Origin of the sequence: Streptomyces sp. MUM 203J (genome assembly GCF_022414595.1) — a bacterium.
GTDB lineage: Bacteria > Actinomycetota > Actinomycetes > Streptomycetales > Streptomycetaceae > Streptomyces.
The window spans coordinates 137,234-149,612 of sequence record NZ_JADWYO010000008.1; the positions used below are offsets into that span (position 1 = coordinate 137,234).

Annotated in this window: 13 protein-coding genes; 4 read left to right on the top strand and 9 right to left on the bottom strand. The window is 72.5% G+C overall.

From position 1 onward, the window contains the following. Window positions 1–72: 72 nt before the first annotated feature. From I3F58_RS07545 to deoC, 3 genes are read right to left on the bottom strand one after another with little or no spacing between them, the layout of a single operon-like run. On the bottom strand, window positions 73–975 hold the full coding sequence (locus I3F58_RS07545; RefSeq protein ID WP_240107464.1) for an aldehyde dehydrogenase family protein: 903 nt from the start codon (window positions 973–975) through the stop codon (window positions 73–75). Next, window positions 968–2,404 (bottom strand): aldehyde dehydrogenase family protein, encoded by a 1,437-nt coding sequence (locus I3F58_RS07550; protein ID WP_240107465.1) that lies wholly within the window; start codon window positions 2,402–2,404, stop codon window positions 968–970. The genes I3F58_RS07545 and I3F58_RS07550 overlap by 8 nt, the downstream gene beginning before the upstream one ends. A gap of 6 nt (window positions 2,405–2,410) precedes the next feature. After that, window positions 2,411–3,361: a deoxyribose-phosphate aldolase gene (gene deoC, locus I3F58_RS07555; protein WP_240107483.1), complete on the bottom strand. Its 951-nt coding sequence runs from the start codon at window positions 3,359–3,361 to the stop codon at window positions 2,411–2,413. A gap of 309 nt (window positions 3,362–3,670) precedes the next feature. Here deoC and I3F58_RS07560 point away from each other — a divergent pair, with 309 nt between their 5' ends. Together I3F58_RS07560 and I3F58_RS07565 are read left to right on the top strand one after the other, a co-directional pair. Then, window positions 3,671–4,264 (top strand): PH domain-containing protein, encoded by a 594-nt coding sequence (locus I3F58_RS07560; protein ID WP_240107466.1) that lies wholly within the window; start codon window positions 3,671–3,673, stop codon window positions 4,262–4,264. 379 nt (window positions 4,265–4,643) lie between these two features. After that, a complete protein-coding gene (locus I3F58_RS07565; RefSeq protein WP_240107467.1) occupies window positions 4,644–4,913 on the top strand; it encodes a type II toxin-antitoxin system RelE/ParE family toxin in 270 nt (89 codons plus the stop codon). Window positions 4,914–5,192: 279 nt separating this feature from the next. On the opposite strand, the gene I3F58_RS07570 is transcribed toward I3F58_RS07565, so the two are convergent. The 4 genes from I3F58_RS07570 to I3F58_RS07585 form a co-directional block, all read right to left on the bottom strand. Continuing rightward, on the bottom strand, window positions 5,193–6,851 hold the full coding sequence (locus I3F58_RS07570; RefSeq protein WP_240107484.1) for a phospho-sugar mutase: 1,659 nt from the start codon (window positions 6,849–6,851) through the stop codon (window positions 5,193–5,195). 82 nt (window positions 6,852–6,933) lie between these two features. Then, window positions 6,934–7,758, bottom strand: a complete 825-nt coding sequence (locus I3F58_RS07575) for a purine-nucleoside phosphorylase (protein WP_240107468.1) — start codon at window positions 7,756–7,758, stop codon at window positions 6,934–6,936. A 98-nt stretch (window positions 7,759–7,856) separates the two neighbouring features. Then, a complete protein-coding gene (locus I3F58_RS07580; protein WP_240107469.1) occupies window positions 7,857–8,120 on the bottom strand; it encodes a hypothetical protein in 264 nt (87 codons plus the stop codon). A 67-nt stretch (window positions 8,121–8,187) separates the two neighbouring features. Then, window positions 8,188–8,625, bottom strand: a complete 438-nt coding sequence (locus I3F58_RS07585; RefSeq protein ID WP_240107470.1) for a gamma-glutamylcyclotransferase — start codon at window positions 8,623–8,625, stop codon at window positions 8,188–8,190. A gap of 90 nt (window positions 8,626–8,715) precedes the next feature. Between I3F58_RS07585 and I3F58_RS07590 the strand changes: the two genes are divergently transcribed. Further along, complete coding sequence (locus tag I3F58_RS07590) at window positions 8,716–10,266, top strand: NAD(P)H-quinone dehydrogenase (protein WP_374207921.1); 1,551 nt, start codon at window positions 8,716–8,718, stop codon at window positions 10,264–10,266. Window positions 10,267–10,540: 274 nt separating this feature from the next. After that, window positions 10,541–11,503: a DeoR/GlpR family DNA-binding transcription regulator gene (locus I3F58_RS07595; RefSeq protein WP_240107485.1), complete on the top strand. Its 963-nt coding sequence runs from the start codon at window positions 10,541–10,543 to the stop codon at window positions 11,501–11,503. 75 nt (window positions 11,504–11,578) lie between these two features. On the opposite strand, the gene I3F58_RS07600 is transcribed toward I3F58_RS07595, so the two are convergent. Both I3F58_RS07600 and I3F58_RS29305 read right to left on the bottom strand, forming a co-directional pair. Then, window positions 11,579–12,142 (bottom strand): TetR/AcrR family transcriptional regulator, encoded by a 564-nt coding sequence (locus I3F58_RS07600; RefSeq protein ID WP_240107472.1) that lies wholly within the window; start codon window positions 12,140–12,142, stop codon window positions 11,579–11,581. A gap of 103 nt (window positions 12,143–12,245) precedes the next feature. Beyond that, on the bottom strand, window positions 12,246–12,379 hold a 134-nt coding region (locus I3F58_RS29305), incomplete at its 5' end, for a biotin/lipoyl-containing protein (protein WP_275678268.1).

The following is a 12,379-nucleotide window of genomic DNA, read 5'->3' on the forward strand; positions in this document are numbered from 1 at the left end:
CCGCGTTCCCTGGACGGAGGGAAGGCGGGGCCGCGGTCCGTGGGGCGGGTCCGGGGGCGGCGCCCCGAGGGGCTAGTACGCCGAGCCCGACGCGCCCAGCGAACCGGTCGGGTGCCAGACCGTCTTGGTCTCCAGGAACGTGGTGAGGCGGCCCGTGCCGGGGTCGGCGGTCCAGTCGGCACCGTCCTCGGGCCGCGGGCGCAGGACCCGCTTCAGGTTGTCCGCGGCGGCGACCTCCAGGTCCCGCGCCAGCTCCACGTCCGCCCCGGTCAGGTCGATCGCGTTGACGTCCTGGTGTGCGGCCAGCGGCGCGGCGATCTCCGCCGTGCGGCCGGACAGGATGTTCACCACACCGCCGGGCACGTCGGACGTGGCCAGCACCTCTCCCAGCGACAGCGCGGGCAGCGGCGCCTTCTCGCTGGCGACGACGACCGCCGTGTTGCCGGTGGCGATCACCGGGGCGACCACGGACACCAGGCCCAGCAGCGAGGACCGCTGGGGCGCGAGGACGGCCACGACACCGGTCGGCTCCGGGGCCGACAGGTTGAAGTACGGCCCCGCGACCGGGTTCGCGCCGCCCACGACCTGGCTGACCTTGTCGGTCCAGCCCGCGTACCAGACCCAGCGGTCGATCGCCGCGTCGACGGCGTCCGAGGCCTTGGACTTCGACAGGCCCTCGGCCTCCGCCACCTCCCGTACGAACTGGGCCCTGCGGCCCTCCAGCATCTCCGCGACCCGGTACAGGATCTGGCCGCGCAGATAGGCGGTGGCGCCGGACCAGCCGCCGAAGGCCTTGCGGGCGGCGACGACCGCGTCACGGGCGTCCTTGCGGGAGGAGAGCGGCGCGTTCGCCAGCCACGTGCCCTTGCTGTCCGTCACTTCGTACACCCGGCCGCTCTCGGAACGAGGGAACTTCCCGCCCACGTACAGCTTGTAGGTCTTGAAGACGCTCAGCCGCGTCGCAGACTCAGACATCGAGGTACGCCTCCAGACCGTGTCGGCCGCCCTCGCGGCCGAAGCCCGACTCCTTGTAGCCGCCGAACGGCGAGGTCGGGTCGAACTTGTTGAACGTGTTGGACCAGACGACACCCGCGCGGAGCTTGTTCGCGACCGCCAGGATGCGCGAGCCCTTCTCGGTCCAGATGCCCGCCGACAGGCCGTACTGGGTGTTGTTGGCCTTCGCGACGGCCTCGTCCGGCGTGCGGAAGCTCAGCACCGACAGGACCGGGCCGAAGATCTCGTCGCGGGCGATGGTGTGCGCCTGCGTGACGTTCGTGAAGAGCGTCGGCGCGAACCAGTAGCCGTGTGAAGGCAGTTCGCAGGCGGGGGACCAGCGCTCGGCGCCCTCCGCCTCGCCGGTCTCCGCGAGGGCCTTGATGCGGGCCAGCTGCTCGGCGGAGTTGATGGCGCCGATGTCGGTGTTCTTGTCCAGCGGGTCGCCCAGCCGGAGCGTCGACAGGCGGCGCTTGAGCGCGTCCAGCAGCTCGTCCTGGACGGACTCCTGGACGAGGAGACGGGAGCCCGCGCAGCAGACCTGGCCCTGGTTGAAGAAGATGCCGTTGACGATGCCTTCGACCGCCTGGTCGAGGGGGGCGTCGTCGAAGACGATGTTGGCGCCCTTGCCGCCCAGTTCCAGGGTGAGCTTCTTGTGGGTGCCGGCCACGGACCGGGCGATGGCCTTGCCGACGGCGGTGGAGCCGGTGAAGGCCACCTTGTCGACGCCGGGGTGCTCGACCAGGGCGGCGCCCGCGTCCCCGTAGCCCGGGATGATGTTGACGACACCCTTGGGGAGCCCGGCCTGGCGGCAGATGTCCGCGAAGAACAGGGCGGAGAGGGGGGTCGTCTCGGCGGGCTTCAGGACCACCGTGTTTCCGGTGGCGAGAGCCGGGGCGATCTTCCACGCCAGCATGAGGAGGGGGAAGTTCCACGGGATGACCTGCCCGGCCACGCCGAGCGGCTTCGGGTCCGGGCCGTAGCCCGCGTGGTCGAGCTTGTCGGCCCAGCCCGCGTAGTAGAAGAAGTGCGCGGCGACCAGCGGGAGGTCCGCGTCGCGGGTCTCCTTGATCGGCTTGCCGTTGTCCAGGGTCTCCAGGACGGCCAGCTCGCGGCTGCGCTCCTGGATGATCCGGGCGATACGGAACAGGTACTTGCCGCGCTCGCGGCCCGGCAGCGCGGACCACTTCTCGAACGCCTTGCGGGCGGCCTTCACCGCCCGGTCGACGTCCTCGGAGCCGGCCTGGGCGACCTCGGACAGGACCTCCTCGGTGGAGGGGGAGACCGTCTTGAAGACCCTGCCGTCGGCCGCGTCGGTGAACTCGCCGTCGATGAACAGCCCGTAGGAAGGGGCGATGTCGACGACGGAACGCGACTCGGGCGCGGGAGCGTACTCGAATGCGGATGCCATGGTGTATCAGTCCACCGTCACGTAGTCGGGGCCGGAGTAGCGGCCGGTGGCGAGCTTCTGACGCTGCATCAGCAGGTCGTTGAGCAGGCTCGACGCGCCGAACCTGAACCAGTGGCTGTCCAGCCAGTCCTCGCCCACGGTCTCGTTGACCAGGACCAGGAACTTGACCGCGTCCTTGGTGGTCCGGATGCCGCCCGCGGGCTTCACGCCCACCTGGACGCCGGTCTGCGCGCGGAAGTCGCGGACCGCCTCCAGCATCAGGAGGGTGTTGGCGGGAGTGGCGTTGACCGCGACCTTGCCGGTCGAGGTCTTGATGAAGTCCGCGCCCGCGAGCATGCCGAGCCAGGAGGCGCGGCGGATGTTGTCGTAGGTGGACAGCTCGCCGGTCTCGAAGATCACCTTCAGGCGGGCGGAGTCGCCGCAGGCCTCCTTCACGGCCCGGATCTCCTCGTGGACCTTCATGTAGTTCCCCGCGAGGAAGGCCCCGCGGTCGATCACCATGTCGATCTCGTCCGCCCCGGCGGCGACGGCGTCGCGGGTGTCCGCGAGCTTCACGTCGAGCGCGGCGCGGCCGGCCGGGAAGGCGGTGGCGACGGAGGCGACCTTCACGTCAGTCCCGGCGAGGGCGGCCTTGGCGGTGGCCACCATGTCGGGATAGACGCAGACCGCGGCGGTGTGCGGGGTGGTGCGGTCGGTGGGATCGGGGTGGACGGCCTTGGCGGCGAGCGCCCGGACCTTGCCCGGGGTGTCCGCGCCTTCGAGGGTCGTCAGGTCGATCATCGAGATGGCCAGGTCGATGGCGTACGCCTTGGCCGTCGTCTTGATCGAACGGGTGCCGAGGGAGGCGGCGCGCGCCTCCAGGCCGACGGAGTCCACGCCGGGCAGCCCATGGAGGAAGCGGCGCAGCGTGCTGTCGGACGCGGTCACGTCAGCGAGGGGTGCAGCATTGATGGGCATGGTCACCAGATGAGCATATCTACGCGCGTAGCGACCTGTACAGAGGTGGTGTGGCGCGGGATGCCGCGGGGTGCGGCGGCCGCGCGGATGTGTGGGGCAACGCCCAGGTGAGCGCGGGGGGATGAGGCGGGAGGTGGCCTCCGTCACAGGAGCAGGCCGGCCGGCCCCCGGCCGCGCGTCGGGCGGCGCGCCTGCCGGCGCGCCGCCGGAGGCGCGCAGGGCGTGCGGGCGGGGACGCCGGAGCCGGACGCGAGGCGCCGTGATACGGCGGAGGCGGGGAAGGCGCGGCCGTGAGGCACAATCGCCCCCATGACGAGCCCTGACAAGCAGCCCGGAGCCCCCGATCCGTCCTCGGAGCCCACGTACGCGGACCGGGTCTACCGGTCCTCGATGGGCATCGCCGGCGGGGTGATCCTGCTCGCCGTCGGGCTGTGGATGGGCGGCGACGCGGTCCTGCGGGGCGAGGGGCGGACGCCATGGGTGGCCGCGGCGCTGCTGGTGCTGGCGGTGCCGCTGGTGGTGGCGTTCACCTTCCGCCCGGCGGTGTACGCGAACGCCGACCGGCTCAGGATCCGGAACCCGTTCCGGACGATCGAGCTGCCCTGGGGGACGGTGGCGACCGTCCGCGCGACGTACTCGACGGAGGCGGTGACGCAGGACGGCACGAAGTACCAGCTGTGGGCCGTGCCGGTGTCCCTGCGGGAGCGGAAGAAGGCGGTACGCGCCGGGGGCGCCGAGCCGGGCGGTGCGCAGCGGACCCTGGGCGAGCTGCGCGATCTGGCGGAAGGCGGCGAGCACCGCCCCTCGGCCCAGGGCGAGCCGCGCGTCCGCTGGGCCTACGAGATCCTGGCGCCGGTGGGGGCGGGGCTGGCGGCGCTGGCGGTGTTGCTGGTCACGGGGTGACGCGTCGGGTGTCGCCGCCGCCGGGTGCCCGGCCTGGGAGTTCCGGGCGATGCGGTCGATTCTCCGACCAGATTTGCGACCTGCCGCCACCGCGGGCGGCATGGAGACCCTTCCCGTCAGCGAGGCGAAAGCCCGCACAGCGGAACCGGCCGACCGGGCCGCCCGCGAACACGACCCCTTCACCTGACCGAGAACGGGGCCGCCCCCAGGCCGTGCTCGTCTCGGTCGCCGAGCACGAATCCCTGCTGGAGTCGCCGGCCGTCCTCTCCGGCCCGGAGACCCGACGCGACCTTGCCGAGTCTGCGGAGACTGACGAGTGCACCGGCGAGGAGCGGACGGCCGAGCTCATGGCCCGGCGCCTGGGGAAGAAGGGTGCTGCGTGACTGATCGCCGGACCATCCGGTACAAGCCTGCGGCGCGCCGGGCCCTTGCCGGAGAACTGCCCGAAGAGGTGGTGGCGGCCGACGAACTGATCACCGGGGCGTCGGCCGGCCGTCCCCACCGCGTCGGCAAGCCGTCGGAGGAACGCTGCGAGGGGCTGTACTCCGCCCGGCGCGGTACCTGCCGCATCAGCTGCTCCGTCAGCGGCGAGAAGCCCGCGGCGGACATCCACTCCATCAGGCACCGCAGGGACGCCTGCCGGTACTGACCAGCCGCGCATCGGCGGACAGCGCGGACATGACCGTGCTCGTCATCCGGGAGCCCGACGGCGCACTCCGGGCCTCAGGGCCCGCGCCGCCCGTCGGCGCCTGTCCCTCCGGGCGTACGTCACCGACGTTCTGGCCGGCAGGCATCCTGGCCCACCTGGGCCGAGGGCACCCGCGCGTTCACCGCCGACGGCATCAGGCGCGGTTCGAGCGGGGACGCCCGGACCGGACCGGCGAAAAGGACCGACCCGGGAGGGCCGGCCCTTTCCTGTGGCGCCGCGTCAGATGCCCGCCGCCGTCGCCAGGTCCTGCTTGAGGGACGTCAGGACCTCCGTCGCCCGGGAACGGGCGCCGTCGAGTTCCGTGGCGTCGGCCACCGGGACGATGACCTCCAGGTAGCACTTCAGCTTCGGCTCCGTGCCGCTCGGGCGGACGATGACCCGGGCCTTGTACGCGCCCTCCAGGTAGTAGCGCAGGCCGTCCGTGGGCGGGAGCCGGTCCGAGCCCTTGGTGAGGTCCTCCGACACCGTCACGGTCAGGCCGCCCAGCTTCACCGGCGGGGTCTCGCGCAGGCGGCGCATCGCGGACGCGATCAGTGACAGGTCCTGGACCCGGACCGAGAGCTGGTCCGTCGCGTGCAGCCCGTGCGTCACCGCCAGGTCGTCCAGCAGGCCCGTCAGCGTGCGGCCCTGCTCCTTCAGCTCCGAGGCCAGCTCGGTGACCAGCAGCGCCGCCGTGATGCCGTCCTTGTCGCGGACACCCTCCGGGTCGACGCAGTAGCCGAGCGCCTCCTCGTAGCCGTAGCGCAGGCCCTCGACGCGGGCGATCCACTTGAAGCCGGTGAGGGTCTCCTCGTAGCCCAGCTCCGCGGCCTCCGCGATCCGGCCCAGCAGGGACGAGGACACGATCGACTCCGCGAAGACGCCCCGCGCGCCCTTGTGCACCAGGTGCTCCGCCAGCAGCGCGCCCACCTCGTCGCCGCGCAGCATCCGCCAGCCGCCCTCGGCCGCGTCGTCCGGCACGGCGACCGCGCAGCGGTCCGCGTCCGGGTCGTTGGCGACGACGATGTCCGGCCGGGCCTCGCGCGCCTTGGCGAAGGCCAGGTCCATGGCTCCCGGTTCCTCCGGGTTCGGGAACGCGACGGTGGGGAACGCCGGGTCCGGCTCCGCCTGCTCGTCCACCAGTACGGGGGCGGGGAAGCCCGCGCGGGCGAAGGCCGCCAGGACGACGTCCTTGCCGACGCCGTGCATGGCCGTGTAGACGACCCGGGCGGTACGCGGGGTGCCGGGCGTCAGGACCTCGTCCGTACGGGCCAGGTACGACTCCAGGACCTCGTCGCCCAGCGTCTCCCAGCCGGACTCGGCGCGCGTCACGTCCGCCAGCGCCCGGACCGCCGCGATCCGCTCCGCGATCTCCGCGTCGGCCGGGGGAACGATCTGGGAGCCGTCGCCCAGGTACACCTTGTAGCCGTTGTCCCGGGGCGGGTTGTGGCTCGCGGTGACCTCGACGCCCGCGACCGCGCCCAGGTGCCTTATGGCGTAGGCGAGGACGGGCGTCGGCAGCGGACGGGGCAGCAGCGCGGCGCGCAGGCCCGCGCCGACCATCACGGCGGCGGTGTCCCGGGCGAAGTCCGCCGACTTGTAGCGGGCGTCGTAGCCGATGACGACGAGTCCACTGCCCTGGCCCTTGTCCTTCAGGTACGCGGCGAGCCCCGCCGCCGCGCGGATGACGACCGACCGGTTCATCCGCATGGGGCCGGCGCCCAGCTCGCCGCGCAGCCCGGCCGTGCCGAACTGCAGCGTGCCGCCGAAGCGGTCGGCCAGCTCGTCGAGGTCCCGGGCCGCGAGGAGTCCGGCGAGTTCCTCGCGGGTCTCGCCGTCCGGGTCCTCCGCGAGCCAGTCCGAAGCCTGCGCGATGAGGTCCTGCGCGTCCTGCTGCACCTGGTCTGCCTCTCTCAACGTTGCGTTGTCCGTACGCGTACCGGCCTGTGGGCTCTTGCCTCCGCCCCTGCCCGGCCGTGCCTCAGATGCGCTCCAGCACCCGGGTGAGGAGCTGGCCCATGTGCGCCGCCGAGTCGCGGCCCGCCTGGAGGACCTCCTCGTGGTTCAGCGGCTCACCCGAAAGGCCCGCGGCCAGATTGGTGACGAGGGAGATGCCGAGCACCTCGGCACCGGCCTCGCGCGCCGCGATGGCCTCCAGGACGGTGGACATGCCGACCAGGTCGCCGCCGAGGACGCGGACCATGCCGATCTCGGCCGGGGTCTCGTAGTGCGGGCCGGGGAACTGGACGTACACACCCTCCTCGAGGGTCGGGTCCACCTCCTTGCACAGCGCGCGCAGCCGCGGGGAGTACAGGTCCGTCAGGTCGACGAAGTTGGCGCCGACGATCGGGGAGGCGGCCGTCAGGTTGAGGTGGTCGCTGATCAGCACCGGCTGGCCGGGGCGCATGCCCTCGCGGAGGCCGCCGCAGCCGTTGGTCAGGACGATGGTCCTGCAGCCCGCGGCGACGGCGGTGCGCACCCCGTGGGCGACGGCGGCGACGCCGCGGCCCTCGTAGTAGTGCGTACGGCCCAGGAAGAGCAGCGCGCGCTTGTCACCGACACGGTACGAGCGGATCTTGCCGCCGTGGCCCTCGACGGCGGGCGGCGGGAAACCGGGCAGCTCGGTGACGGGGAACTCGGCCTCGGGGGTGCCGAGCGCCTCGGCGGCGGGGGCCCAGCCGGAGCCCATCACGAGGGCGACGTCGTGCTTCTCGGCGCCGGTCAGCTCACGCAGGCGCTCGGCGGCCTGCGCGGCGGCGGCGTAGGGGTCGCCCTGGGGGCGTTCCGGGGTAACAGTTGCGTTCACGCGGACGAGGGTAACCCGACTGGGCCTACGCGCGTAGATGACGGGGCCTACGGTGTTCGGATCGTTGTGTTGTCGGTTCTGACGAACGCCCTGGCGGGTCAGACTTCCGCGTCCGTGATGACGATGTCCTCGTCGTCCAGGACCTCGACGACGAAGATCGGCAGGCGGTCCGGGCCGACCGTGTACTCGACCGGGATGCTCTGTGTGAGTCTCACCGTGCGGTCGTCTCCCGCGGCGCTCACGGCGCCGGAGACGTCGAGGAACGGGTCCTGGGCGAGCACGGCGATGCCCTTGCCCAAGGCGGCGCGCCGCCGGTCGTCGAGCCGGTCGCGCACCTGCCCGGCCTGCTCGGTGAAGGACACCCGGTACGTGCGCGACGTGGTGATCCCTTCGCCCCGCCCGGCCGCGAGTCCAGCGCCCGGACGTCCCTCAGCACGGACGCTTGCGCAGCTCCATCACATAGTCGTGCGGCGCCCCCGCCGACTCCGCCGCGTCCGCGATCTCGCCCAGATAGCGGGCCGAGGGCAGCCCGCCCTCGTACCCGTTCAGGACGTACGTCCAGGCCCGCTCCTCGCCGTCCAGGGTGTGCACCCGGATCCGTGTCCGGCGGTAGATGCCGAGCCCGACGCCCTCCCAGCGGTCCATCGAGTCCTCGTCCATCGAGGCGATGTCGTACAGCGCGACGAAGACCTGAGAGCCCGGGTCCTCCACGATCGTGGCGAGGGCCCCCTCCCAGCCCATCTGCTCGCCGCCGAAGGTCAGGCGCCAGCCGTTGAGCCAGCCGGTGCCGCGCAGCGGTGAGTGCGGGGCGCGGCGGGACATCAGCCGCGCGTCGAGATTGCCGGCGTACGCGGCGTAGAGCGACATGCGTCGAGAGTACGTGAGCCCCGCCCCGGCGTGCTGGCCGCGGGCGACCGTACCGCGCTACCCGGACCCGGGGCTGAGGCGGTGGCCGGGGTGCGGGACAATGAAGGACGTACTCCCCATCCATCGAGGACAACCTCCGACCCCCGGAACCGCACAGTCCGCGGGGTTGCCGTGACGAGAGCGCGAGGCGTAACCCCAGTGACCCGAATCGTGATCATCGGTGGCGGACCCGGCGGATACGAGGCGGCCCTGGTGGGCGCCCAGCTCGGCGCGGAGGTGACCGTCGTCGACTGCGACGGCCTCGGCGGAGCGTCCGTCCTGACGGACTGCGTGCCCTCCAAGACCCTCATCGCGACCGCCGAGGTCATGACGACCTTCGACTCCTCGTACGAGGAGCTGGGCATCATCGTCGCCGACGACACCCCGCCCATGGAGCGGTCCGCCCGCGTCGTCGGCGTCGACCTCGGCAAGGTCAACCGCCGGGTCAAGCGGCTCGCCCTCGCCCAGTCGCACGACATCACCGCCTCCGTCACCCGGGCCGGCGCCCGGGTGATGCGCGGCCGGGGCCGCCTCGACGGCCCGCAGGACCTCGACGGCTCACGCAAGGTCGTCGTCACCGCCGCCGACGGCACCGAGGAGACGCTCACCGCCGACGCCGTCCTCATCGCGACCGGCGGCCACCCCCGCGAGATCCCCGACGCCCAGCCGGACGGCGAGCGCATCCTCAACTGGACCCAGGTGTACGACCTGGAGGAGCTGCCCGAGGAACTGATCGTGGTCGGTTCGGGTGTGACCGGCGCCGAGTTCGCCGGTGCCTACCAGGCGCTCGGCTCCCGGGTCACGCTCGTCTCGTCCCGCGACCGGGTGCTGCCCGGCGAGGACCCGGACGCCGCCGCCGTCCTGGAGGACGTGTTCCGGCGCCGCGGGATGAACGTCATGGCCCGTTCCCGTGCCCAGTCCGCCAAGCGCGTCGGTGACCGGGTCGAGGTCACGCTGGCCGACGGCCGCGTCATCTCCGGCACTCACTGCCTCATGGCGGTCGGCGCCGTCCCGAACACCGCCGGGATGGGCCTGGAGGAGGCCGGCGTACGGCTCAAGGACTCCGGCCACATCTGGACCGACAAGGTCTCCCGCACCTCCGCGCCCGGCGTGTACGCGGCCGGTGACGTGACGGGCGTGTTCGCCCTCGCGTCGGTCGCCGCCATGCAGGGCCGTATCGCCCTGTACCACTTCCTCGGCGAGACGGTCGCGCCGCTGGACCTCAAGACGGTCTCGTCCAACGTCTTCACCGACCCCGAGATCGCCACCGTCGGCTACACCCAGGCCGACGTCGACGGCGGCAAGATCGACGCCCGGGTCGTCAAGCTGCCGCTGCTGCGCAACCCGCGTGCCAAGATGCAGGGCATCCGCGACGGCTTCGTCAAGATCTTCTGCCGTCCCGGCACGGGCATCGTGGTCGGCGGCTGCGTCGTCGCGCCGCGTGCGAGTGAGCTGATCCATCCCATCTCGATCGCGGTCGACAACAACCTGACGGTGGAACAGATCGCCAAGGCGTTCACCGTGTACCCGTCTCTGTCGGGCTCGATCGCGGAAGTGGCACGGCAGTTGCACACCCGGAAGACCGCGTCGGCGGAGGCGTGACTCCTGCGGGGGAGTGACGGGGTGCCGTGACGGGCGCCGGGGCGCCGGACCGGTCGACCGGACCCCCTCGGTCAGGGGGCAACCCCCCGCAACCCCTGGCAAGTCGGGGCAATCGACAGTCGAAGAGTGCTCACGGACGAGGCCGCCCATACCACTTGGCGGCCTCATCTGTTCGCAACTTCCCGGATTCGGTGCATAGAGCTGCAAAGCCGCGACCGCTGGGGTTACTGTCAGTTTCGTGTTCGCTGCAGAACGTCGCCAGTTGATTCTAGAAATGGTGCGGGCCAACGGGGCGGTATCGCTCCGGGAGCTCGCCCGCGTCGTCCAGACCTCCGAAGTGACCGTACGGCGGGACGTGCGGGCACTGGAGGCGGAAGGACTCCTCGACCGTCGGCACGGCGGTGCGGTACTGCCGGGCGGTTTCACGCGAGAGTCCGGCTTCCCGCAGAAATCCCATCTCGCGACCGCCGAGAAGACCGCCATCGCGGACCTCGCGGCGGGCCTCGTCGAAGAGGGCGAGGCGATCGTCGTCGGTGCCGGTACGACCACGCAGGAGCTGGCCCGTCGGCTCGCCCGGGTCCCCGGGCTGACCGTCGTCACCAACTCCCTGCTCGTCGCCCAGGCACTGGCGCACGCCAACCGCGTGGAGGTCGTCATGACCGGCGGTACGCTGCGCGGCTCCAACTACGCGCTCGTCGGCAGCGGCGCCGAGCAGTCCCTGCACGGGCTGCGCGTCTCGCGGGCCTTCGTGTCCGGCGCGGGGCTCACGGCGGAACGGGGCCTGTCCACCTCCAACATGCTGTCCGCGAGCGTCGACCGGGCGCTCGTGCAGGCGGCGGGGGAGGTCGTGGTGCTGGCCGACCACACGAAGCTCGGGACCGACACCATGTTCCAGACGGTCCCGACGGACCTGATCACCCGGCTCGTCACGGACGAGCCTCCGGCTCACGACGATCGCTCCGCCATGGAGCTTCAGGCGCTGGCCGACCAGGGCGTCCAGATCACGGTCGCGGCGTCCGCGCCCGAGGCGTCAGGCGCGTCCGGCTCCGGGCGGCGCGCCTCGCCCGGAGCCGAGCCCGCGCCGTCGGGGCGGCAGCACCGCAGGGACGTTCCGCTGCCGGGACAGCGGGCGCGGCATCCGGGTGGGCCGCTCCGGAGCGCCCCGCTGGCGGCGGCGGGGGTCGACGCGGGGGCGGGGGAGCGGGCGGGGCGTGTCGCCGACCTGCGCCGCCGCTAGGCCGCGTCCGGCGGGCGGAGCCCCGGTCGTGCGAAGGGGCGGGGTGAGGGAGAACCGGCCGGCCCCGGCTCGCGGTCAGGGTTTCAGGCCCCGCAGCGTGAGCGTCAGCAGGCGGTCCGCCAGGCCCGGGTCCGAGAGGTCCTGCTCCGCCGCCAGGGCGATCGCGTTCGTGAGCTGCATCAGGTCCCGTATCGACACGTCCCCCCGCACCGCCCCCGCCTCCTGCGCCCGTGCCAACAGGCGTTCGCCCGCCGCCCGCAGGGGCTCGCTGCACTGGGACAGGGCCGAGGCGGGGTCGTAGGGCGCCGACATCAGCGCCCGTGACAGCCCCCGGTACTCACCCGCGTGCGTCACGATCGCCCGCAGCCACTCCATCAGCGCCGCGCACGGCTCGTCCGCGTCCGCCAGCTCCCGGGAGCGTGCCAGCAGCGCCGTCACCGCGTCCTGGAACACCGCGTTCATCAGTGCGTGCCGGTTCGGGAAGTGCCGGTACAGGGTGCCGATCCCGACACCCGCGCCCCGCGCTATCTCCTCCAGAGCCGCGTCCGTGCCGTGCTCCGCGAACGCCGCGCGCGCCACGCTCAGCAACCGCTCGTGGTTGCGCCGGGCATCGGCTCGCATGGGCCGGGTCGTCGTCATCGCGGCACCCTCCTCGTGACTCCAGGATGCCATCGCACGGACACGCGGGAGGGGCCCGCCGGACAGTCCGGCAGGCCCCTCCACGGTGCTCGACGCGGCCCGGTCAGTCCTTGATCTCGCAGATGGGGGCGCCGGAGGTGAGGGAGGCGCCGATCTCGGCGGTGAGGCCCTTGACGGTGCCTGCTTTGTGGGCGTTGAGGGGCTGTTCCATCTTCATGGCTTCGAGGACGACGACGA

Bases quoted from the DNA above. Each gene is read 5' to 3' on its own strand.
- I3F58_RS07585 (WP_240107470.1), bottom strand. From the start codon at position 8,625: ATGTCGCTCTACGCCGCGTACGCCGGCAATCTCGACGCGCGGCTGATG.
- I3F58_RS07600 (WP_240107472.1), bottom strand. From the start codon at position 12,142: ATGACGACGACCCGGCCCATGCGAGCCGATGCCCGGCGCAACCACGAG.
- deoC (WP_240107483.1), bottom strand. From the start codon at position 3,361: ATGCCCATCAATGCTGCACCCCTCGCTGACGTGACCGCGTCCGACAGC.
- I3F58_RS07560 (WP_240107466.1), top strand. From the start codon at position 3,671: ATGACGAGCCCTGACAAGCAGCCCGGAGCCCCCGATCCGTCCTCGGAG.
- I3F58_RS07545 (WP_240107464.1), bottom strand. From the start codon at position 975: ATGTCTGAGTCTGCGACGCGGCTGAGCGTCTTCAAGACCTACAAGCTG.
- I3F58_RS07595 (WP_240107485.1), top strand. From the start codon at position 10,541: ATGGTGCGGGCCAACGGGGCGGTATCGCTCCGGGAGCTCGCCCGCGTC.
- I3F58_RS07550 (WP_240107465.1), bottom strand. From the start codon at position 2,404: ATGGCATCCGCATTCGAGTACGCTCCCGCGCCCGAGTCGCGTTCCGTC.